Raw genomic sequence first — 21917 nt, forward strand, 5'->3', positions numbered from 1 at the left:
TGTGTACGTCTGGCCCCTCACGATGCGCGAGGGGCACAATCACAGCGTATTACTTACCGCCCAGTCCTTTTTTCGCCAGCTCCTCTTTGAAGTTGTCGCGGGTAATCAGCACCACGTCAGTCACTTCGGTAAATTTCGGCGGTTCAGCCCCTTTGGTTACCCAGTTGTAGAGCATCTCACTGGATTTGTAGCCGTGAACGTCCGGGCTTGGCAGCAGAGAACCGTAGAAGCCGGTAGCCTGCGCTTTGGACAGCTCGCTGACGGCGTCAACGCCGTTGATGCCAATCCCGATCACGTCAGGCGCTTTGAAGCCCTGGCCTTCCGTCGCGCGTACCCCACCCAGCACGGTGTTGTCGTTCATGCCGACCACCAGCCAGTGTTTCACCTCCGGATGCTGAACCAGCATAGAGTTCGCGGCGTCGAAAGCACCCGGGATATCGTTGGATTTGGTTGGGACTTTGTAAATCTGTTTTTCCGGGAAGCCGGCCGCTTTCAGCGCGTCCATTGAACCCGAAGTACGGCGACGCGCGGTGTCCAGCTCGTCAGCCGTGATGGCCATCACCGCGGTCTCTTTGACATCCCAGCCGCGCTTTTGCATCTCTTTATAGAGTTCCTGCCCCTGACGTTCGCCGATTTTGGTCGCCGCCATCATGACCAGCGGAACGCTGTCCATCGGCTTGCCTTTCGCATTCACGAACTGATCGTCAACCGCGATGACCTTCATGTCGTAACCGCGCGCTTTCGCCGCTATTGCCGATCCCAGCTTTGGATCCGGGGTACAGATAACGAAACCTTTTGCGCCGCTGGCCGCCAGGCTGTCGATGGCGTTCAGGGTTTTCTCACCGTCAGGCACGGCGATTTTAATCACTTCAAAACCGAAATCTTTCCCGGCTTTATCGGCGAATTTCCACTCAGTCTGGAACCAGGGCTCTTCGGGCTGTTTTACCAAAAAACCGAGTTTTAAATTCTCAGCGATAGCGGATTGTGACATAACGGCAGCCAGACCGATGGCCGCCAGCGCTTTAGTAAATTTGTGCATGGTAAACTCCAGCTTTAGCATTCTTTTCTGTAGGGAATATGGGAGTGCTTCTTATTTAATCGGACTTAAAACAAGGCATTAGCGCTTACCTCGTCATAAGCGTTATTGCTGGTGATAGTTTTAGCGGGAAATTAATCATCCATAAGAGAGCCCCATCACACCGCAGAATTACAGTAATTGCGTACATAAATTCAGCGAAAAATGACATAAAAAAGGCAGGATTTGTCAGACAAATGAAAGTAGGTTAAGCAGAATTATCCATAAGATTAGCTAAGATATCCCTGATCCCCCTTAGCGGGCAAAACGGCACCTGCCGTTAAAGGGGTTCAACATGTTTTTCATCACAAATGGACTACACACCGAAAAACCGTTATTCCGTACAATTTGATTTAGCGCAATTTTATTGACACATCATATATTCGAAACGATTAATCCGTATTTCTACTTTTCGCGGAGCATTATTCCAACTTAATATTTTCGAAAGAGTAACAGTGTATCACTACAATAAAAATCGTTAATTATTAGTCCATTAAGCAATGCGCAATTCATGGCGAGCTAATTGCATTTCTGTACTATATTAAACTTTGTAATGTATGGTAAATACAGCCCAATTAAGAGTTTTCTTAGACCAAAGACAAGGGTATGCTTATTTATATCGAACACAGGAAGTGAATTTCGGTCGACTTCGGTCACGGCAGTATGTGTATTTCTGCTCTTTTCTTCGTATTTGCCTGACGCTCAGGTTAAGCAACGGACATCACGTCCCACAGTCAATAAGGATATGAGTATGGCTACCCAAACGATGATGCAAAAACTTAACGCGCAGATGAACCTTGAGTTCTACGCCTCGAATCTGCACCTTCACTTAAGCGCGTGGTGTGCCGAGAATAGCCTCACGGGATCTGCCACATTCTTTCGCTCTCAGGCGCAAAGTAACGTCACCCATATGATGCGTGTCTTTAACTTCCTGAAAGCTGCAGGGGCAAATCCTGTCGTTAAAGCCCTTGATGGAATCAACGAAAACTACTCTTGCCTGGAAGAACTGTTTCAGAAAACGCTTGAAGAGTATGAACAACGCTGCAGCACGCTCAGCAAACTGGCCGATGAAGCCAAAGCGCAGCAGGACATTACGACGCTTAAATTCTTACGTGATATGGACAAAGAGCAGCAGCAGGATGGCATGCTGCTGAAGACGCTGGCGGATGAGATCCATAATGCGCAGCAGGCGGGTTTATGTCCTGAGCAGACCGACCGTCATCTGCTCGACATTGTAGCGGTGCAGCACCACTGAGTTTTTGGCCTGCTTCTGTCCCGGGGAGCAGGTCCCCTTCCCATCTCCAACCTTCTGCTTTTGCTGAAATTTAACAAATCAGATCTGGCTCCCAATGATTAACCACACAACGTGTGATGATTTATTTAGTTACATAATCATTGACGAGGGAGCATCATGATCACCATTGAGTTTGTTGTCATTCTCCTCTGCCTGCTGACGGGTACGCGTTTCGGCGGTATGGGGCTTGGGTTAATCAGCGGTATTGGTCTTTTTATTTTATGTTTTGTCTTTGGTCTGCAACCGGGTAAGCCGCCGGTAGACGTTATGCTGACCATCCTCGCGGTGATTGGTTGTGCAGCTACGCTACAGACTGCGGGCGGCCTCAATGTCATGATGCAGTTTGCCGAACGTCTGCTGCGCAAACACCCACAGCACATCACCCTGCTCGCCCCTTTCACCACCTGGATGCTGACCTTTCTGTGCGGCACCGGGCATGTGGTCTACACCATGTTCCCCATCATTGCGGATATCGCCCTGAAAAAAGGGATCCGCCCGGAGCGCCCCATGGCCGTGGCATCGGTCGCGTCACAGATGGCGATTACTGCCTCCCCCGTTTCCGTTGCCGTGGTGTCGCTGGTGTCCATCCTGGCAGCCCAGCATGGGATCGGCCACGCGTGGGGGATCCTGGAAATTCTCGCCGTGTCGGTTCCCGCTTCGCTTTTCGGCGTGGCCATTGCGGCCCTGTGGAGTTTACGCCGTGGAAAAGATTTGGCTGACGACATGGAGTTTCAGGAAAAGCTGAAAGATCCTAAGCAGCGCGAGTTTATCTACGGTGGAACGGATACGTTAATGAATCAGCGTTTCCCAAAACAGGCCTACTGGTCCACGTGGATTTTCTTTGCCGGTATTGCCGTGGTCGTTTTGCTGGGGGCGTTCCCTGACCTGCGCCCCGCCTTTGAGCTGAAAGGCAAAATGACGGCGCTGTCGATGAACCTTGTCATTCAGATGATGATGTTAATTGCGGGCGCCGTGATGCTGATGGCCTGTAAAGTCAATGCGTCGGCGATTTCCAACGGCGCAGTGTTCAAGGCTGGTATGGTGGCGATCTTCTCGGTGTTCGGCGTGGCGTGGATGAGCGATACCTTTTTCCAGGCGCATCTCGACGAGTTAAAGCTGGCGCTGGAAGGCGTGGTGAAAAGCCACCCCTGGACGTATGCCATTGTGCTGTTTCTGGTGTCAAAACTGGTGAACAGCCAGGCGGCTGCGCTGACGGCCGTTGCGCCAATGGGCCTCATGCTCGGCATCGACCCGAAAATGCTGATCGCATTTTTCCCGGCGTCATACGGCTATTTTGTCCTGCCGACCTATCCAAGTGATTTGGCCTGCATCGGCTTTGACCGTTCAGGCACGACCCGCATCGGCAAATTTATCATCAACCACAGCTTTATTCTGCCAGGGCTGATTGGGGTAAGCTGCGCGTGTGCGGCGAGCTATCTGCTGGTCCAGACGTTCTTCTGACCGCATCAAAGGGCGACGCCTGCCGTCGCCCATTTCCCTGCTTTAGTGGGACTCACCCTGCGGCGTGAATCGCAGCTCAATCAGCGCGATGGCTTTCTGGATCGCACGAAGCGTAACCGGGTCAGCGGCAGCTGGATGGCTGGCGAAATCGATGTTTTTCAGCTGCGTAGACATCTTCTCGCGCACTTCAACCGGCGCAATCACGTCCAGAACATCAAGGATTTGTTTGATAACCAGCTGACAGGCGACAACGTCAGAGACCAGTTCCTGATCGGCGCTCAGGTTTTGTGACATGGGGGCTTTCTCCTTATTTAAAGGCCGCCATAGTATCAAAACACGCCCCCTGACATCTTCCCTTCATCGTCAGCAGGTACAAAAAAACCCGCCGAAGCAGGTTTTTTTTATCAGAACATGGCGCCCGGCGGCACGTCTTTGAACGTGCGGCAGTAATTGGCCCACATACTTTTCAGGATTTTGCGCAGTTTCACGATGATGCTCCATTAACTTGTTATACAACTTTATCGTCAACGTGCCTATAATATGACCACCATCACAAAAATCAACACTTTTGTGACACATATCACATTTTCGTCAGGGTATTGCCTGAAAGCGCTCGCCTCTGACCCGTTGCGAAGAGTGAGGGCAGATTGTCCGGCTATTCCAGGCATTGCAGCGGGCATCTGCGGGTACGATAACGTATTTCCATCCACTCAGAGCGAACCATGAAAAGAGTCATTGTAGCCGGCACAATCCTGCTGCTCGCGGGATGTAGCATTAATCGCCAGGCTGAAGTCAGCAGCCTCGACGCGCCGAACGGCATCGTCCGCCTCGACTACGGCCAGGCAGCGCTGCAAAATGCGTATTCCGATGAGTATGTAAATAACGGCACGGCGGCAAAAGCGTGTCAGAGCATGGGGTATGCCACTGCCTCAGCCTATGGTCAGCCCATTAAAACCTGCACCCTGACGAGCGGCTCTTTGTGCCTGAACGAGAGCGTGACTATCCAGTATAAATGTATGGGTTACGCCGTTAATCCTAAGTCAAATAATCCGTGGTATTAATCGAAGCTGCCAGCGTGTGCTGGCGGTTTATTTCATTACGAACAAAAACAATTCTCATTAATAAGTTATAAAAATCGCCAATGCGTTTTATTCCCATTCGTATTTTAAATAAATAAAATAAAAATTTTACGTTTTGCAAATAATTAAATAACAAATTATAGTGTCGCTCATTGTGAACCAGAAATAATAATCCGGAGCGTCACCATGCTGAAAACTGAAATGATCGACAAGCTCAACGCGCAAATGAACCTTGAGCTTTTTTCATCCCTGCTCTACCAGCAGATGAGCGCCTGGTGCAGCTACCACAGTTTCGAAGGTGCGGCCGCGTTTCTGCGTCGTCACGCTCAGGAAGAGATGACCCACATGCAGCGTCTGTTTGATTATCTGACAGATACGGGCAGCCTGCCATGCATTGAAACCGTAACATCACCCTTTGCTGAGTATAATTCTCTCGACGAACTGTTCCGCGCTACCTACGAGCACGAGCAGCTGATCACGCAGAAAATTAACGAACTGGTTCATGCGGCAATGACCAGCCAGGATTATCCAACCTTTAATTTCCTGCAGTGGTACGTCGCTGAGCAACACGAAGAAGAGAAGCTGTTTAAATCCGTGCTGGATAAATTATCTCTGGTCGGGAAATCCGGCGAAGGTCTTTACTTTATTGATAAAGAACTTTCCACTCTTGATACGCAGAATTAATTGCAGCGCGGTGCCGGTGTGCGGCACCGCGTTAATTTACATACACCCCGCACAGCTGGTGCAGCGCCAGTCATGGGGATTCACGGCCTGGTAAAAATAGCGGTAGCTGGACGTCTCCAGCGGAATACCCACCTCGAAGAACATATCCGTTAACCACTCGACATTCTCGATGATCCACTCATCTTCCTGTAAGCCTTGTGCAAAGGTTTCGTCTTCAGGATCAATAACCGAATAGATTGCCCAGGTGCCCATATCCTTTTCGCGGCGGGACTCGGGAAGTATCAGGGGCTGGTTCTGCCAGCTGATTATCCAGTGACCATGGCACAACAGGTTACCTCCCCGGCTCCATGCCGCGGTAAAGGGATTCTCCCCCGCCATAAAACCCTCACTTAATTTGATAATTTATATTTATTGTTTACGTTACGCCGGAATGTCGCGCAGCAATATTGCCCTTATGAAGTAGGCATAAGCCTATAAAGGATCAGAGGGTCAGTAATTCGTAAAGTATTCATTACACTACTTGTAACGGTGATTTGACGAATTACGGCTTTTCCCTTACTCTGCGCCGCAGATTTTGTCGCGGTTAAGCATCGGTGTAGAGGAAAGCGTGAGAAACAGAACCCTGGGAAGTATTTTTATCGTCGCCGGAACGACAATTGGCGCAGGAATGCTGGCAATGCCCCTGGCAGCCGCGGGCGTGGGATTTGGCATGACCCTGCTGCTGCTGGGCACGCTCTGGGCGCTGATGTGTTACACCGCACTGTTGCTGCTTGAGGTTTACCAGCACGTGCCCGCCGATACCGGTCTGGGTTCACTTGCGGCGCGCTATCTGGGGCGCTACGGCCAGTGGATAACCGGCTTCAGCATGATGTTCCTGATGTACGCCCTGACCGCCGCCTATATCAGCGGCGCCGGGGAGCTTATCGCCTCTAGCGTCAACGACTGGTTTGGCTCTGACATTACCCCTGGGACGGGGGCTATCTTCTTTGCGCTTATTGGCGGCGGCGTGGTCTGCGTGGGCACATCGCTGGTCGATCTGTTTAACCGTTTTCTGTTCAGCGCCAAAATTCTCTTCCTGATTGTCATGCTGGTTCTGCTGGCGCCGCACGTGCATAAGGTTAACCTGCTGACGCTGCCGCTGGAAAAAGGGCTGGCGCTCTCCGCGATCCCGGTCATTTTCACCTCGTTTGGCTTCCACGGCAGCGTGCCGAGCATCGTCAGCTATATGAACGGCGATATCCGCAAGCTGCGCCGCGTCTTTGTTATCGGCAGCGCGATCCCGCTGATCGCCTATATTTTCTGGCAGCTGGTGACGCTGGGCAGCATTGACTCTTCAACCTTTATTGGGCTAATGGCGCAACACGCTGGCCTGAACGGTTTTCTGCTGGCACTGCGCGAGGTCGTCACCTCCCCGCACGTGGAGCTGGCGGTGCACCTGTTTGCTGACCTGGCGCTGGCAACCTCGTTCCTGGGCGTGGCGCTCGGCCTGTTTGATTATCTGGCCGACCTGTTCCAGCGTCGCAATACCGCCGCAGGACGGTTACAGACGGGGGCGATTACCTTCCTGCCGCCGCTGGCCTTTGCGCTGTTTTATCCGCGCGGATTTGTGATGGCGCTGGGCTACGCGGGAGTGGCGCTCTCTATCCTGGCGCTGTTGCTCCCTTCCCTGCTGGCGTGGAAGAGCCGCCAGCAGCATCCGCAGCAAGGGTATCGCGTAGCGGGCGGAAAACCGCTGCTGTGCGTTGTGTTTGGCTGTGGGGTGGTGATTATTCTGGTGCAGGTGTTGATTGCAGCCGGGATGCTGCCGGAAGTGGGTTGAAATGTACATCTCGCCAGAGGCGAAGCGAGACAGGATGTCGAGTTGAGCCGACCGTAGGCAGACGGTCAGGAGGTGAGCGCAGTGCGAAGCACCGATTTTCCGCGGGGCCGCGGGGATCGATAAGGGGGCCGCGGTGGCCCCCTTATCTCGTTCACAGGTAAAGATCGTATTATTTTCTACTGACTGGAGGTGAACGAAACAAATCCACCCAAGTTAATAAAAAATTGATCAGTGCAAACAGCAGCTCTTAAACTTCTTCCCGCTGCCGCAAGGACACGGATCGTTACGCCCGACCTTCGTGCCGTTCACAATCGGCTTCTTCGCTTCCGGCTGCTGCGGGTTGTTTACCCAGTATTGATATAAACGCAGTGCCGCTGCCTGGATGCTCTCGATGCTGGCGATGTACTCATCTTCAGACAGTTCATCCAGCTTTTCGCTGTTCTCTTCCGTCCCGTGCAGGGCAATCACCTCAAGATCGGCCTTCAGGGCTTCCGGCAATGCTGACCAGTCCGTCAGCGCCACACCGCGCATATAGCCATAGCACCACTCTTCCACCACGGTATAGCTCTCACCGTCAACGTCGTTATAACCGAACATCGGTTCAAACTGATCCGGGTACTCGCTCAGGCGCTCGGCAATATCGTTCATATGCTTAAAGCAGAGATCGATAAAACGGTTCATCTCACGATCGTTTTTCCAGCGCGGAATGTACTTCTCGCCACCCCACACCGCAACCAGCCAGGCATCTGGCTCAACGACAACAGGACCGGAAAGCACTGCGGTAAGCATGCCGTCCAGTTCGGACACGTCAATCACGGACGCGTCATCATGACCGTAAGACATTAATGTCTCTTCAAGCCACGCCATTTCGCTTTCATTCAATGGGCCTTCAGTCATCGCTGATACTCCTGCAAAAAAGGAAACGATCCTAACACATATCTCACCCCTCTCCGGGCTGAAGTTTAGGTCTTTATTGCTGCAAAAACGTGCAAATCGTGACCTTTGCACAACTTATGGGCTTTATTGTTAACGATATGTGATCTCCGCTGTAATTTCTTCTCCTCCCGCAAGGCGGCATAACGCGGCGCTCTATACTCAAACATGTCGCATGCTGGTCAATGGGTTAACCATTCTGGCAACGTTTTTGCTTAATGTTCTTCGTGCGCCCCTGCGCAGGGAAATCTCGCCGTAATATGCAGGATGCCGTCTGTATCTTGTTCGTTTAGTGCATTTTGTTCTTGCTCGTGTTTCGGATTGGCTGCGCCGTCGGGCGTTCGGGTTTACGCCGTGGTGCAAAAACCTCTTTGCTAAGGAACATAATAATGTCGCTGAAATTTATCAGAACTCCTCTTTCTCTTGTGTTGGCCGGTTGCCTGGTGACGGCGTTTTCCGCCCGGGCGGATATTGTGATTGGCGTGGCCGGGCCGTTTACGGGTCCGAATGCCACCTATGGCGATCAGTACTGGCACGGCGCAACGCAGGCCGCTGAAGACATCAATGCCGCAGGCGGCATTAACGGCGAGAAGATCAAACTGGTTCAGGGGGATGATGCCTGCGAACCTAAGCAGGCCGTGGCCGTCGCCAACCGTTTAGTTGACCAGGATAAAGTCAACGCCGTGGTCGGCCATTTCTGCTCCTCTTCCACAATGCCCGCCTCCGAGGTGTATAGCGACGCAGGCATCATTGCGATTACCCCCGGCTCGACTAACCCGCTTATCACCGAACGTGGCATGAGCGATATGTTCCGCATGTGCGGTCGCGACGATCAACAGGGTCAGGTTGCCAGCGACTTCATCATCGACAAGCTGAAAGCCAAACGCGTGGTGATTATTCACGATAAAGACACCTATGGTCAGGGTCTGGCTGACGCCACCAAAGCGGCGCTGGCGAAACGCGGGGTTCAGGATGTGATGTATGAGGGGTTATCCCGCGGTGAAAAAGACTTTAACGCGCTGGTGACGAAGATCGGCGCGCAAAAACCGGACGTCGTGTTCTTCGGTGGCTGTCACCCGGAAGCCGGTCCGCTGGTTCGCCAGATGCGTGAACAGGGCGTGCAGGCGAAATTCTTCTCCGGCGACTGTATTGTCAACGAAGAGATGGTGACCGCCGCGGGTGGCCCGCAATACACCAGCGGCATTTACATGACCTTCGGTAAAGATCCGCGCCTTATCCCGGACGGTAAAGCGGTTATCGAGAAATTCCGCGCCGGTAAATTCGAGCCGGAAGGTTACACCCTTTACTCCTATGCCTCCGTACAGGCCATTGCCGCGGCCTTCAAGGCCACCGGTGGCAAGGACTCCGCCAAAGCCAGCGAGTGGCTGAAAGCCAATTCCGTCGACACGGTAATGGGCAAAAAAGCCTGGGACAGCAAAGGCGATCTGAAAGTGTCTGACTACGTGGTTTACCAGTGGGACGACAAAGGAAAATATAAGGAAGTGCAGTAACGGGACGGAGTCACGCTCAACGTCGGCGGGGTTGCCCGTCGGCGCGTAATAAACATCAGGCTGCGCGTCTCGCGCAGCCTATAAAACGAGCGCGCTAAGATGAGTACATTCTTCCTGCAACAGTTAATTAATGGCTTAACGCTGGGCTCCGTCTACGGCCTGATCGCCATCGGCTACACCATGGTGTACGGCATTATCGGCATGATCAACTTTGCCCACGGCGAAGTGTATATGATTTCCGCCTATCTCTGCGCCATTGGCCTGGCGCTGCTCTCTTTCTTCGGTCTGCAGTCGTTCCCGCTGCTGATCCTCGGGACGCTGGTGTTCACCATTGTGGTAACCGGGGTGTACGGCTGGACCATCGAACGTATCGCCTACAAGCCGCTGCGCAACTCCACGCGCCTGGCGCCGCTGATCTCCGCCATCGGGATGTCGCTTATCCTGCAAAACTACGCGCAGCTGAGCCAGGGGCCGCGCCAGCAAGGGGTGCCGACCATGCTGGACGGTGTTATACGCCTGCATCTGGGCGACGGGTTCGTGCAGATAACCTACACCAAAGTGTTTATTCTGGTTGCCTCGTTTGTCGGCATGCTGGTGCTCACCTGGATAATCAACCATACCCGGCTGGGTCGGATGTGCCGCGCGGTACAGCAGGATCGTAAGATGGCCTCCATTCTGGGCATTAACACCGACCGGATTATTTCGCTGGTCTTTGTCATCGGCGCGGCGATGGCCGGTCTGGCGGGGGTATTGATCACCATGAATTACGGCACCTTTGATTTCTACGTCGGGTTCGTGATTGGCATTAAAGCCTTTACTGCGGCGGTACTCGGCGGCATCGGCTCCCTCCCCGGCGCCATGCTCGGTGGCCTTATCCTGGGCGTGGCGGAAGCCCAATTCTCGGGCATGGTGAACTCGGACTATAAAGACGTCTTCTCGTTCGGCCTGCTGGTCATGATCCTTATTTTCCGTCCCCAGGGCCTGCTTGGGCGGCCGATTGTGGCCAAGGTGTGAGGGAGAGACTGATGACATCACACGGTTTTTCACTTAAACGCTGCATTCTGGACGCGATTTTTTCCGGGCTGATTGCGCTGATAATCTTCGGCCCCATTGCGGGCGTGGTGCTGGACGGGTACAGCTTTAACTTCGCCGGGCAGCGACTGGCCTGGATGGTTGGCATCGTCATGCTCGGGCGTTTTCTGCTGAGCGTCTTTTTAGGTACCGCCGCGGGCGCCCATTTCCAGGCGCGTTTCGAAGCCGATAGCGCGGGCGTATATGTCCGGCCACCGGAATACAAAAGCCGCATGCGCTGGATTATTCCGCTGGTGATTACCCTTGCGATTTGCTTTCCGTTTGTTGCCACTAAGTATGTGCTGACCGTCGCCATTCTCGGGCTGATCTACGTGCTTCTCGGCCTGGGGCTGAATATCGTCGTGGGTCTGGCCGGTCTGCTGGATCTGGGATATGTCGCGTTCTACGCGATTGGGGCGTACGGTCTGGCGCTGGGATACCAGTATCTCGGCTTAGGCTTCTGGAGCATGCTGCCGCTGGCGGCAATCATGGCCGCCGCCGCAGGCGCCCTGCTCGGTTTCCCGGTACTGCGCATGCACGGTGACTATCTCGCCATCGTCACCCTCGGGTTCGGGGAGATCATTCGCCTGATACTGAACAACTGGCTGACCTTCACCGGCGGACCAAACGGCGTGTCGGCCCCTCCCCCCACCTTTTTTGGTCTGGAATTTGGGCGACGCGCGAAAGAAGGCGGTGTGCCCTTCCACGAATTTTTCCACCTGACCTACAACCCGAACATGAAGTTTATTTTTATCTACGCGGTGCTGTTCCTGGTGGTGATGCTGGTGCTCTATATCAAGCACCGCCTGACGCGGATGCCGATTGGCCGGGCGTGGGAAGCGCTGCGTGAAGACGAAATAGCGTGCCGTTCGATGGGGTTAAATCATGTTCTGGTTAAGCTGTCGGCCTTTACGCTGGGTGCGTCGACCGCGGGCATTGCCGGGGTGTTCTTCGCGACCTACCAGGGGTTCGTGAATCCAACCTCCTTTACCTTCTTTGAATCGGCACTGATCCTCGCCATTGTGGTGCTGGGCGGTATGGGCTCTACGCTTGGCGTGGTGCTGGCCGCCTTTGTGCTCACGGTAACACCAGAGCTGTTACGCAGTTTTGCCGAGTACCGCGTTCTGCTGTTTGGCATGCTCATGGTGGTAATGATGATCTGGCGTCCACGCGGTTTGATCCGCATTAACCGCAGCGGGTTTGCCGTGCGTAAGGGCATCGCGCCATGAACGAAACGATATTACGCGTTGAACATCTGATGATGCACTTTGGCGGGATTAAGGCGCTAAACGACGTCAACCTGGACGTGCAGCGTGGATCTATTACCGCACTGATTGGGCCAAACGGGGCGGGAAAAACAACCGTGTTTAACTGCCTGACGGGCTTCTACAGGGCCTCCGGCGGCAACATTTTATTTAATACCCGCACTAAAACGACCAACGTTATTCAGGTCCTCGGACAAAAATTCCAGCCGAGTGACTGGATTAATCCCGCGCAGTTCGGGCAGCGTCTGTTCTACAAAATGTTTGGCGGAACGCATCTGGTTAACCGCGCAGGACTGGCGCGCACGTTTCAAAATATCCGTCTTTTTCGCGAGATGTCGGTCGTGGAAAACCTGCTGGTCGCGCAGCATATGCGCGTTAACCGCAATCTGCTCGCCGGGATCTTAAATACGCCGGCATACCGGCGGGCGGAAAGCGACGCCCTGGACAGAGCCTTCTACTGGCTGGAAGTGGTGGATCTGGTGGAGTGCGCCAATCGCCTCGCGGGAGAGATGTCGTACGGCCAGCAGCGGCGTCTGGAAATTGCACGGGCAATGTGCACCGGGCCGGAAATGATCTGTCTGGATGAACCCGCCGCCGGGCTGAACCCGGTTGAAACGCATAAGCTGAGCAGCATTATTCGTTTTCTGCGGGATCACCATGACATCACGGTATTACTTATTGAGCATGATATGGGGATGGTGATGGAGATTTCGGACGACATTATCGTGCTCGACCACGGCGATGTTATTGCCAGGGGAAAACCCGATCAGATCCAGCATGATGAAAAGGTCATTGCCGCCTACCTGGGTACGGACGAAAGCGAGGTCACCCTATGAGCGAACCGCTGCTGGCATTTCGCGAGGTGGATGTGTTTTACGGCGTCATTCAGGCGCTGAAGCAGGTCTCCCTCGAGGTCAATAAGGGTGAAACCGTGGCGCTGATTGGCGCAAATGGCGCGGGTAAATCGACATTGCTGATGTCCATCTTTGGCCAGCCCCGCATCCGCAACGGGCAGATCCTTTTCGGTGGTGAAGATATCAGCCATAAATCAACCCACTACGTCGCGTCCGGCGGCATTGCGCAGGCGCCGGAAGGCAGACGAATCTTCCCGGATATGACCGTTGAAGAGAATCTGCTGATGGGGACCATCCCCATCGGCAGCCAGTTTGCCGCTGAGGATATGCAAACCATGTTCGACCTGTTCCCTCGCCTCAAGGAGCGACGCAAGCAGCGCGCGATGACCATGTCCGGCGGGGAACAGCAGATGCTGGCGATCGCCCGGGCGCTGATGAGCCGTCCGAAGCTGCTGCTGCTGGATGAGCCGAGCCTGGGCTTAGCCCCGATAGTGGTGAAACAGATCTTCCAGACGCTGCGCGAGCTGGCCCGTAACGGGATGACGATTTTTCTGGTGGAGCAGAATGCGCATCACGCGTTGAAGCTGTCTGACCGCGGGTACGTGATGGTTAACGGACAGATCCGGCTGAGCGGCAGCGGTGAGGAGCTGCTGGGGAATCAGGAGGTGAGGAAGGCTTATTTGGGTGGGGTGTGATTTGATACCTAAGGAACCATTAGAAATATTTTCATATAAATAACAATGTGATATTCACGAAAAGTATAGCACGCAATGCCTTGAGAAGGCCTGAGCTTGTTGATTTATTTGTCTCTGACAATAACGTCAAACTCACTGAAAAGGAGCGTTCAGAATGGCTATACCCGCATATTTATGGCTCAAAGATGACGGAGGTGCGAATATTACAGGTTCTGTAGATGTTCAGCACCGTGAAGGTAGTATTGAGGTTTTATCGTTCGGTCATGGTTTGCACATTCCAACCGATGGCAATACGGGGAAACTAACCGGCACCCGCATCCACTCTCCACTAACAATCGAAAAAGAGTTTGATTCATCCTCTCCCTACCTTTACCGGGCTGTAGCAACTGGCCAAACCCTAAAATCAGCTGAAATCAAATGGTACCGTGTCAACGATGCAGGGCAGGAAGTTGAGTATTTCAACATGCTTTTAGAAAATGTGAAAATCGTAGGGATAACGCCTGTTATGCATAATGTAAAAAATCCCTCAATGGAAAAACACAACCATCTTGAGGCCATAGAACTGCGTTACGAGAAAATAACCTGGAAGCACTGCGACGGGAACATCCAGTTTACTGACGGTTGGAATATTCGGGTTACAGCATGATTATTGCCCGCTATGCATTGAATGGCTTACCGTCATCTATCCTTACCGTTCCAGGTGTAGGAAACTTTCCGGCATTCTCTGGTCAACTTTACGGCAGAAACAATCCGACTATGGCAAGCAAGCCAGAAATCGGTCCGATACCGCCCGGACGGTACTTCATTGTGAACCGACAGAGTGGGGGCAGGTTAGGAAGCTTAAATGATTTTGCCCTTAAAAATGTTTATGGCACCGATCGCTCAACCTGGTTTGCCTTGTATAAAGATGACTGGCAAATAGATGATCAAGTTTTTGTTGAAGGAGTGAGACGCGGGCATTTTCGACTTCATCCTATTGGCCCGAGGGGGTTAAGCGAAGGATGTATAACCTTGCTCCATCTGAGTGACTTTGACTATCTCCGTGACGCCCTCATGAAAACAACCATGATGCCGGTACCTTGCACGAGCTTGAAAGCTTACGGGACAATAACTGTAACATGAGGACTTTTATAGAAATCATTATTAGCCTTGCAATCGGCCTTATCAGCTTTCTTTTATATACGCGATGGCTTTTTATTTTGATACCTGCCGAATGGGCTTATGCAGTGATGGATCATTTCGGCACATACGGGATAGAAGAATTGGAGGATACGTTAGTAGATATCGCCTCTTTGTTTGGATTGCTTCCGGCAATTCTTACTGGTTTGTTAGTAAGGAAAGTAGTAAAACGAATGTGATTTATGAGCCTTCAGGCGTAGGGCCTCGAAGGCTTTTTTGACTCGGAAACGGAAAATGGCACAGTGAAAATGCTGAAGTAACGCAAATGAAATAAAAAAACCACCTTTCGGTGGTTTCACGACACTGCTTATTGCTTTGATTATTCTTTGTTTCCCATGGTAGCCGGAGTGGGACTTGAACCCACACAGCGCGAACGCCGAGGGATTTTAAATCCCTTGTGTCTACCGATTCCACCATCCGGCCAGGGAAGAAAGTGGAGGCGCGTTCCGGAGTCGAACCGGACTAGACGGATTTGCAATCCGCTACATAACCGCTTTGCTAACGCGCCGTAAAACTTTTCAAACTGACACCCGCTACTGCGTATGTCTTTAATCTGGAGCGGGAAACGAGACTCGAACTCGCGACCCCGACCTTGGCAAGGTCGTGCTCTACCAACTGAGCTATTCCCGCATGTCATCAAGTATACGTCTAACCACTTGATTTCATTATCGTCCGGCTTGCTGTGCCGCCGTTCGATGCGTTGCATTCTACTGATATGACGTTATGAGTCAACGTTATTTTTTGCATCCCCGGATCGTTTGCTGAAAATTACGGCGAAACGATCACTGATCAAGCAAATCCCCGCGCGCAGCGTTCAAGTATTGCAGCATGGACCACAGCGTCAGTACTGCCGCTACCCACAGCAGACCAATTCCCGCCCATTCAACCCAGGCGTTCGGACGCCAGAGCATCCAGACCAGCGCTGCCATCTGCGCCGTCGTTTTGACTTTGCCAATCCACGAGACCGCCACGCTGCTGCGTTTCCCCAGTTCCGCCATCCACTCGCGCAGTGCAGAGATGATAATCTCACGGCCGATCATGGTTGCCGCGGGCAGCGTTACCCACCAGGTGTGATAGTGCTCGGCCACCAGCACCATGGCGATAGCGACCATCACTTTGTCTGCCACCGGATCGAGGAAGGCACCGAAACGGGTGCTTTGATTCCAACGGCGGGCCAGATAGCCATCAAACCAGTCGGTGACCGCCGCGATCAGGAAGAGCAATGCGCAGGCGAAAGGTGCCCAGACGACCGGCAGGTAAAACGCCAGTACAAAGAACGGGATGAGTACAACACGAAAGAGAGTGAGCAACGTAGGGATATTAAATTGCATAATGACGGTAACTGTTTGTTGTCAGTAAAATTTAGCTCTATGTTGCTACAGAGCCCTCAATGTTTCAACGAGTAGTAGATCTTTTCTGCCAGCCCTTGCGAAATACCCGGCACTTTTGCAATTTCCTCCATGCTGGCGTTGAGTAATCCTTGCAATCCGCCCATATATTTCAGCAGCATCTGGCGACGTTTTGGCCCCACGCCTTCGATCGTTTCCAGGCTACTGGTATTTTTCACCTTCGCCCGTTTTTTGCGGTGACCGCTGATGGCATGATCGTGCGATTCATCGCGAATATGCTGGATGACATGCAGCGCCGGGGAGTCCGGCGGCAGGCTGAAGCCCTCACCTTCCGGCTCGAAGAACAATGTCTCCAGACCGGCCTTACGATCTGCCCCTTTTGCGACGCCCAGCAGCAGCGGATGGTTTTTATCCCAGCTAACATCAAGCGATTCAAATACCGCTTTCGCCTGGCCGAGTTGCCCTTTACCACCGTCAATCAGGATCACATCCGGGATTTTGCTCTCTTCTATGGCTTTACCATAGCGACGACGCAGCACCTGATTCATGGCAGCATAGTCATCACCCGGCGTGATCCCGGTGATGTTATAGCGGCGATACTCGGCGCGCAGTGGGCCATTTGCATCAAACACCACGCAGGACGCGACCGTCTGTTCCCCCATCGTATGACTGATGTCGAAACACTCCATCCGTTTCACTTCCGGAAGCTTCAGCAGCGTCGCCAGGGCCGTTAAACGCTGGTGCACCGTCGACTGCTGCGACAGCTTAGTGGTGAGTGCCGTCGCCGCGTTGGTTCGCGCCAGCTTCAGATAACGCGCCCTGTCGCCGCGCGGTTTGGTTTGTACATTGACCCGACGGCCCGCCAGTTCAGAGAGCGAATCGGCCAGCAGGGTTTTATCGTCAAGATTAAAATCGAGCAGGATCTCAGAAGGCAGCGTGCGCATCTGGCTCCCCTGTAGATAGAACTGGCCGACAAAGGTTTCCACCACTTCACCCAGTTCGGTGCCGCCAGGCACTTTCGGGAAATAGCTGCGACTGCCGAGTACTTTGCCCTGGCGAATAAACAACACGTGTACGCAGGCCATGCCGGCGTCAAAGGCTACGCCGATGACGTCAAGATCGTCACCGGTATTCGAGACAAATTGTTTCTCAGTAACTCTGCGCACCGCCTGGATTTGGTCGCGGATCCGCGCGGCCTCTTCGAACTCGAGTGCGGCGCTGGCTTTTTCCATCCGCGCGATCAGCTGCGTTAAGACCTGATCGTCTTTTCCGGCTAAGAACAGGCGCACATAATCCACCTGCTGCGCATACTCTTCTTCACTCACCAGTCCGGCCACGCAGGGGCCCAGGCAGCGTCCAATCTGGTACTGCAGGCACGGGCGCGAGCGGTTGCGGTAAACGTTGTTCTCACACTGGCGGATCGGGAAGATTTTTTGCAGCAGCGCCAGCGTTTCACGCACGGCATAGCCGTTAGGGAACGGCCCAAAATATTCACCCTTGGCGTGTTTTGCGCCGCGGTGCATGGCGAGGCGCGGATGGGTGTCGCCGCTCAGAAAAATAAACGGGTAGGATTTATCATCACGCAACAGAACGTTATAGCGCGGCTGGTAGAGCTTTATATAGTTGTGCTCAAGCAGCAGCGCTTCTGTCTCTGTGTGCGTGACGGTGACATCAATATTCTGAATGAGGGAGACCAGCGCTTCGGTCTTACGGGAGGCCAGGTTGCTGCGAAAATAGCTGGAGAGACGTTTTTTAAGATCTTTTGCCTTCCCCACATAGATAACCGTACCGCCAGCATCATACATGCGATAGACGCCAGGCTGGCTGGTTACGGTTTTCAGAAATGCTTTTGAATCGAACACATCACTCACTGACTTAACAACGTCTCCGCATTACACAAACCGTGCCGGATGGCCAGGTGCGTCAGTTCGACGTCGCCATGAATGTTCAGTTTACTGAACATCCGGTAACGATAGCTGTTCACCGTTTTCGGGCTGAGATTCAGCTGTTCCGAGATCTCATTCACCTTCTGACCTTTGGTGATCATCAGCATAATCTGCAATTCACGCTCAGACAAACTCGCAAATGGTGATTCGGTTTTCTCGGGCTCGATCTGACTCAGCGCCATCTGCTGAGCGATGTCAGAAGCAATGTAACGCTGTCCGGCAAATACGGAACGGATTGCATTGACGACTTCCTGCGGCGCAGCACCTTTACTCAGGTAGCCCGCTGCGCCCGCCTGCATCACTTTCGCAGGCAGTGGGTTTTCGGTATGCACGGTCAGCATGATGACTTTTGTATCAACAAAGGTACGCGCGATTTTGCGTGTTGCTTCGAGACCACCGATACCGGGCATGTTCATATCCATCAGTACCACATCGGCCGAGTTTGTGCGGCACCATTTTACCGCATCTTCCCCACAGCACGCCTCACCGGCAACTTTAATACCTTTAATATCTTCAAGAATGCGTCGTATCCCTGCGCGCACCAGTTCGTGGTCATCAACAAGAAGGACGTTGATCAAAGGAAATGTCTCCAGAATAGGGATAACGCTACTGAGTGATAATTTGGTTTATATTAACGGTTTTCCTCACAAGATTAAAACGTTAAAAAACCGGCTATTCGATTTTGCTCTCGTTTTTGGAAATTAGGCTGTACAGTCCGTGGAAAGAGAGTCCATGCACACAGGCCTTTTGCAGCTTTTTTTAAGCATCTGTATTCAAAAAGTTACAAAAAACGTGCAGGCTTTCCCTGCAAAAAAACAGATCTCAAATTTTTGTAACAATAATTAACGGCAAGCGAACCGGCATAAACAATTAATAGTCTATAACAGCGGTTCAGTTTACCGGTACGGTCTGTTTACGCAATTAAACATCCGCGTAAAAGTACGAAAAACAACCGCTGCATTTTTTGCTTCAGCTTGTGGTATACTCCGCCGCCTTGACTTTCGTCGTCGCGCTTTAGCGCCGTTTAATAATGAGGAAAATAAATGAGCACACCTGAATTTGCCACTGCGGAGAATAACCAGGAACTGGCACAGGAAGTAAACTGCCTGAAAGCGCTGCTGACGCTGATGCTGCAGGCGATGGGCCAGGCGGATGCCGGTCGTGTGATCATTAAAATGGAAAAACAAATCGCGGAGATGGAAGACCAGGCTGAATCTGCGGTATTTGCTAACACCGTTAAGCAAATCAAGCAGGCCTATCGCCAGTAACAAAAAACGGCTGGATGCAGTGCATTCAGCCGTTCGCTCGTCTGTCACGCAGAACGTATTATCCGGTCAGATCAGTCCCGTTGCCGCCGCGTAGCACGCGATCTGGGTTTTGTTGGGCGCGTTGAATTTCTTCTGCATATTTTTCTGATGGAAGTTAACGGTATTCTCGGAGATGGAGAGAATGATCGCTATTTCCGCAGAGGTCTTCCCTTCCGCAGTCCATTTCAGAATTTCGCGTTCGCGTTTGCTGAATTTCATTTCGGGTGGCATGACCATCTCATCTTCAAAACGTACCAGAGAAGTTAAGGCCATTTGCACCAGCATTTGCAGCCGCAATTCTATTTCCTCACGGGCAAACGGCCCTTCCAGTACACTAGTACGGGAAACCGACAGGAAGCCGAGCGCGTGATTAGGCAGCATCAGACACTGCGTTATTCCCGAACGTAAACCGTGGTCCTGCGCGCTATGCCATAATTCCTGCGCGTCAGCGAATAATGCATCGGTCCAGGGTAAATGACCCTGAATGAAATTCTCCGGTTTTAAGACGGGATCAATAGCGAAATAGTTCGCGGATTGATATTGCGCCATCCACTGCTTTGGGTAAGTGGTATGTACAGCGATCTTAGGCCGGGTAAATGGTACGGGATGGCGCACGCAGAGCGAGTAATAATCAAATTCAAGCGTCTGAGTTTGTCGCTGTAGTTCCTGATATACCTCGTCGGCACAGGTCAATTCCTGAAACCGGAGGGAGCAATCCCGTCGCCAGGTGAAAAAGTCTGAATCCTTCATACTTACTAAATGAAGCCTCTGAAAAGATAATCATTATTATGGTGAATATAACCTAACACATAAAACTTTTTTCTAACTACAAAATATCGGCATTAGCACAATTAACTTTACTATCGATAAGGTTTATCCGTGCTGGATGGAATAAAAAAACAAAGGACGGCACGCAGGGGGAGAATAATTTGCTCCAGGCTAAATTTCTGGAGCAAATTAGTGCAAAAATTCTACTGCATCAGGAATTTTTCAAGGAACTGACGGGTTCGCGGCTGTTGAGGGTTAGCGAACAGGCTTTTTGCCGGCCCCTGCTCCACAATCCGGCCCTGATCCATGAAGATGGCTCTGTCAGCAACATCGCGCGCAAAGCTCATCTCATGCGTTACGATCACCATCGTCCGTTTTTCCTGTGCCAGCTGGCGAATAGTGTTTAGCACCTCACCCACCAGTTCCGGATCGAGCGCTGAGGTCGGTTCATCAAAAAGGATCACGTCCGGACGCATAGCCAGCGCACGCGCTATCGCCACGCGCTGCTGTTGCCCTCCCGACAGACGGCGCGGATAGCTGGTCTCTTTCCCCGCCAGCCCAACTTTGGCGAGCAGTTCACGCGCGCGCGCCGTTGCGTCCTCTTTCGATTCGCCTTTTACAATGACCGGCCCTTCAATAATGTTCTCCAGCACCGTACGGTGCGGGAAAAGATTGAAGTTCTGGAAAACGAAGCCGACATGCTGACGCAGGCGGCGAATCAACCCTTTCTGCTGGCTGATGGATTTTCCGGTATCAATCGTTATCTCCCCTACCCGAATGGTGCCGCCTTCCGGCTGTTCAAGCAGGTTAATACTGCGCAGCAGCGTCGTCTTTCCCGAACCGCTCGGTCCGATAATCGCCACGACTTCCCCCTGCTCGACTTCAAGATCGATCCCATGGAGCACCGTTTGACCGTGGAATTTTTTCACCAGGTTTTTGACGTCGATAGCACTCATTTTGGATCACGCTCCTGGCGGTTAAGCTGGTTTTCGAAGTAGTTTTGCAGGGCAGACAGCACTGTCGCCATCACCCAGTAAATCAGCGAGGCGGCCAGATACATGGTAAAAACTTCAAGCGTGCGCGATGTAATCAGCTGCGCCTGACGGAACAACTCCGGTACCTGAATCGTTGCCGCCAGGGAAGTATCTTTCACCAGGCTGATGAAGCTGTTGCTCAGCGGCGGAAGCGCCACGCGCGCCGCCTGCGGCAGAATGGCCCGACGCAGCGTCTGCCACGGGGTCATCCCGATACTGGCCGCCGCTTCCCACTGCCCTTTGTCAATGGAGGAGATGGCAGCTCGCAGGGTTTCTGAGGTGTACGCCGCGGTATTGAGCGACAGACCAATCATCGCTGCGGGGATCGGATCCAGCTCAATACCAAACTGCGGTAAGCCGTAGTAGATCATAAAGAGCTGGGCGATAAGCGGTGTACCGCGAAACACGGAGATATAGAAGCGTGCCAGCCAACGTACCGGCAGGATGGGTGACATGCGCATCAAGGCCAGCACAAATCCCAGTACCAGCCCGAAGAACATCCCGCCGATACTGAGCTGTAACGTAAATACCGCACCTTTCAGCAGATACGGCAGAGAATCAATAACCAGTTGAATACTTTCTTGCATTATTAT

Annotated in this window: 24 protein-coding genes and 3 tRNA genes; 13 read left to right on the top strand and 14 right to left on the bottom strand. The window is 52.6% G+C overall.

The genetic code is table 11. The annotated features are described in order from the left end of the window. Positions 1 to 49: 49 nt before the first annotated feature. Positions 50 to 1039 carry an arabinose ABC transporter substrate-binding protein AraF gene (araF, locus tag V1566_RS17070; RefSeq protein WP_395304078.1) on the bottom strand — a complete coding sequence of 330 codons (990 nt, stop codon included), beginning with the start codon at positions 1037 to 1039 and terminating at the stop codon, positions 50 to 52. A 787-nt stretch (positions 1040 to 1826) separates the two neighbouring features. Between araF and V1566_RS17075 the strand changes: the two genes are divergently transcribed. Then, entirely contained in the window at positions 1827 to 2330 is a 504-nt protein-coding gene (locus V1566_RS17075; RefSeq protein ID WP_023312270.1) for a non-heme ferritin-like protein, read from the top strand. 156 nt (positions 2331 to 2486) lie between these two features. Next, positions 2487 to 3830: an anaerobic C4-dicarboxylate transporter gene (locus V1566_RS17080; RefSeq protein ID WP_395304079.1), complete on the top strand. Its 1344-nt coding sequence runs from the start codon at positions 2487 to 2489 to the stop codon at positions 3828 to 3830. 42 nt (positions 3831 to 3872) lie between these two features. Here the strand turns inward: V1566_RS17080 and V1566_RS17085 are convergent, their stop codons facing one another. Next, positions 3873 to 4124, bottom strand: coding sequence for a DUF2766 family protein (locus tag V1566_RS17085; RefSeq protein WP_008500405.1), 252 nt, complete (start codon positions 4122 to 4124; stop codon positions 3873 to 3875). 110 nt (positions 4125 to 4234) lie between these two features. Then, positions 4235 to 4318, bottom strand: coding sequence for a stress response protein AzuC (gene azuC, locus V1566_RS17090; protein ID WP_014884364.1), 84 nt, complete (start codon positions 4316 to 4318; stop codon positions 4235 to 4237). A 234-nt stretch (positions 4319 to 4552) separates the two neighbouring features. Between azuC and yecR the strand changes: the two genes are divergently transcribed. Both yecR and ftnA read left to right on the top strand, forming a co-directional pair. Then, entirely contained in the window at positions 4553 to 4891 is a 339-nt protein-coding gene (gene yecR, locus V1566_RS17095) for a YecR family lipoprotein (protein WP_023336145.1), read from the top strand. A 204-nt stretch (positions 4892 to 5095) separates the two neighbouring features. Continuing rightward, entirely contained in the window at positions 5096 to 5593 is a 498-nt protein-coding gene (gene ftnA / locus V1566_RS17100) for a non-heme ferritin (protein ID WP_395304080.1), read from the top strand. 36 nt (positions 5594 to 5629) lie between these two features. Here ftnA and V1566_RS17105 read toward each other — a convergent pair whose 3' ends face one another. Continuing rightward, positions 5630 to 5971, bottom strand: a complete 342-nt coding sequence (locus tag V1566_RS17105) for a hypothetical protein (RefSeq protein WP_159514449.1) — start codon at positions 5969 to 5971, stop codon at positions 5630 to 5632. Between the two features lie 229 nt (positions 5972 to 6200). On the opposite strand from V1566_RS17105, the gene tyrP reads away from it, so the two are divergent. Then, positions 6201 to 7412, top strand: a complete 1212-nt coding sequence (gene tyrP / locus V1566_RS17110; RefSeq protein ID WP_395304081.1) for a tyrosine transporter TyrP — start codon at positions 6201 to 6203, stop codon at positions 7410 to 7412. A 228-nt stretch (positions 7413 to 7640) separates the two neighbouring features. Here the strand turns inward: tyrP and V1566_RS17115 are convergent, their stop codons facing one another. Continuing rightward, a complete protein-coding gene (locus V1566_RS17115) occupies positions 7641 to 8309 on the bottom strand; it encodes a YecA family protein (protein WP_395304082.1) in 669 nt (222 codons plus the stop codon). 425 nt (positions 8310 to 8734) lie between these two features. On the opposite strand from V1566_RS17115, the gene V1566_RS17120 reads away from it, so the two are divergent. From V1566_RS17120 to V1566_RS17150, 7 genes are all read left to right on the top strand, one after another. Next, positions 8735 to 9856: a branched-chain amino acid ABC transporter substrate-binding protein gene (locus tag V1566_RS17120; RefSeq protein ID WP_395304083.1), complete on the top strand. Its 1122-nt coding sequence runs from the start codon at positions 8735 to 8737 to the stop codon at positions 9854 to 9856. A 99-nt stretch (positions 9857 to 9955) separates the two neighbouring features. Continuing rightward, on the top strand, positions 9956 to 10870 hold the full coding sequence (locus V1566_RS17125; RefSeq protein WP_121424252.1) for a branched-chain amino acid ABC transporter permease LivH: 915 nt from the start codon (positions 9956 to 9958) through the stop codon (positions 10868 to 10870). A gap of 11 nt (positions 10871 to 10881) precedes the next feature. After that, on the top strand, positions 10882 to 12156 hold the full coding sequence (gene livM / locus V1566_RS17130) for a high-affinity branched-chain amino acid ABC transporter permease LivM (RefSeq protein ID WP_395304084.1): 1275 nt from the start codon (positions 10882 to 10884) through the stop codon (positions 12154 to 12156). Then, a complete protein-coding gene (locus V1566_RS17135) occupies positions 12153 to 13028 on the top strand; it encodes an ATP-binding cassette domain-containing protein (protein WP_395304085.1) in 876 nt (291 codons plus the stop codon). Before livM ends, V1566_RS17135 begins: the two co-directional genes overlap by 4 nt. Further along, positions 13025 to 13741 (top strand): ABC transporter ATP-binding protein, encoded by a 717-nt coding sequence (locus V1566_RS17140; RefSeq protein ID WP_023336152.1) that lies wholly within the window; start codon positions 13025 to 13027, stop codon positions 13739 to 13741. The genes V1566_RS17135 and V1566_RS17140 overlap by 4 nt, the downstream gene beginning before the upstream one ends. A gap of 154 nt (positions 13742 to 13895) precedes the next feature. Continuing rightward, the gene (locus V1566_RS17145; protein WP_370733055.1) at positions 13896 to 14387 is read left to right on the top strand and encodes an Hcp family type VI secretion system effector; all 492 of its coding nucleotides are present in this window, start codon (positions 13896 to 13898) and stop codon (positions 14385 to 14387) included. Then, complete coding sequence (locus tag V1566_RS17150) at positions 14384 to 14863, top strand: DUF2778 domain-containing protein (protein WP_395304086.1); 480 nt, start codon at positions 14384 to 14386, stop codon at positions 14861 to 14863. Before V1566_RS17145 ends, V1566_RS17150 begins: the two co-directional genes overlap by 4 nt. A gap of 393 nt (positions 14864 to 15256) precedes the next feature. Here the strand turns inward: V1566_RS17150 and V1566_RS17155 are convergent. From V1566_RS17155 to uvrY, 6 genes are all read right to left on the bottom strand, one after another. After that, a tRNA-Leu gene (locus V1566_RS17155) sits at positions 15257 to 15343 on the bottom strand. 11 nt (positions 15344 to 15354) lie between these two features. Next, positions 15355 to 15428, bottom strand: a tRNA-Cys gene (locus V1566_RS17160). A 46-nt stretch (positions 15429 to 15474) separates the two neighbouring features. Further along, positions 15475 to 15550, bottom strand: a tRNA-Gly gene (locus tag V1566_RS17165). 152 nt (positions 15551 to 15702) lie between these two features. Then, a complete protein-coding gene (gene pgsA / locus V1566_RS17170; protein ID WP_023312285.1) occupies positions 15703 to 16251 on the bottom strand; it encodes a CDP-diacylglycerol--glycerol-3-phosphate 3-phosphatidyltransferase in 549 nt (182 codons plus the stop codon). Between the two features lie 56 nt (positions 16252 to 16307). After that, positions 16308 to 18140 (bottom strand): excinuclease ABC subunit UvrC, encoded by a 1833-nt coding sequence (uvrC, locus tag V1566_RS17175; RefSeq protein ID WP_395304087.1) that lies wholly within the window; start codon positions 18138 to 18140, stop codon positions 16308 to 16310. Then, the gene (gene uvrY / locus V1566_RS17180; protein ID WP_013096026.1) at positions 18137 to 18793 is read right to left on the bottom strand and encodes a UvrY/SirA/GacA family response regulator transcription factor; all 657 of its coding nucleotides are present in this window, start codon (positions 18791 to 18793) and stop codon (positions 18137 to 18139) included. Before uvrY ends, uvrC begins: the two co-directional genes overlap by 4 nt. 465 nt (positions 18794 to 19258) lie before the next feature. Between uvrY and V1566_RS17185 the strand changes: the two genes are divergently transcribed. After that, positions 19259 to 19483 (top strand): DUF2594 family protein, encoded by a 225-nt coding sequence (locus V1566_RS17185; protein ID WP_008500345.1) that lies wholly within the window; start codon positions 19259 to 19261, stop codon positions 19481 to 19483. A 66-nt stretch (positions 19484 to 19549) separates the two neighbouring features. Here V1566_RS17185 and sdiA read toward each other — a convergent pair whose 3' ends face one another. The 3 genes from sdiA to tcyL form a co-directional block, all read right to left on the bottom strand. Next, a complete protein-coding gene (gene sdiA / locus V1566_RS17190) occupies positions 19550 to 20272 on the bottom strand; it encodes a transcriptional regulator SdiA (protein WP_395304088.1) in 723 nt (240 codons plus the stop codon). Positions 20273 to 20493: 221 nt separating this feature from the next. Then, positions 20494 to 21246: an L-cystine ABC transporter ATP-binding protein TcyN gene (tcyN, locus tag V1566_RS17195; protein WP_023336161.1), complete on the bottom strand. Its 753-nt coding sequence runs from the start codon at positions 21244 to 21246 to the stop codon at positions 20494 to 20496. Then, positions 21243 to 21911, bottom strand: coding sequence for a cystine ABC transporter permease (gene tcyL / locus V1566_RS17200; RefSeq protein WP_014884380.1), 669 nt, complete (start codon positions 21909 to 21911; stop codon positions 21243 to 21245). The genes tcyN and tcyL overlap by 4 nt, the downstream gene beginning before the upstream one ends. Between the last annotated feature and the right edge of the window lie 6 nt (positions 21912 to 21917).

The sequence above is a fragment of the Enterobacter sp. ECC-019 genome (genome assembly GCF_043974075.1).
Taxonomy (GTDB): Bacteria; Pseudomonadota; Gammaproteobacteria; order Enterobacterales; family Enterobacteriaceae; genus Enterobacter; species Enterobacter asburiae_D.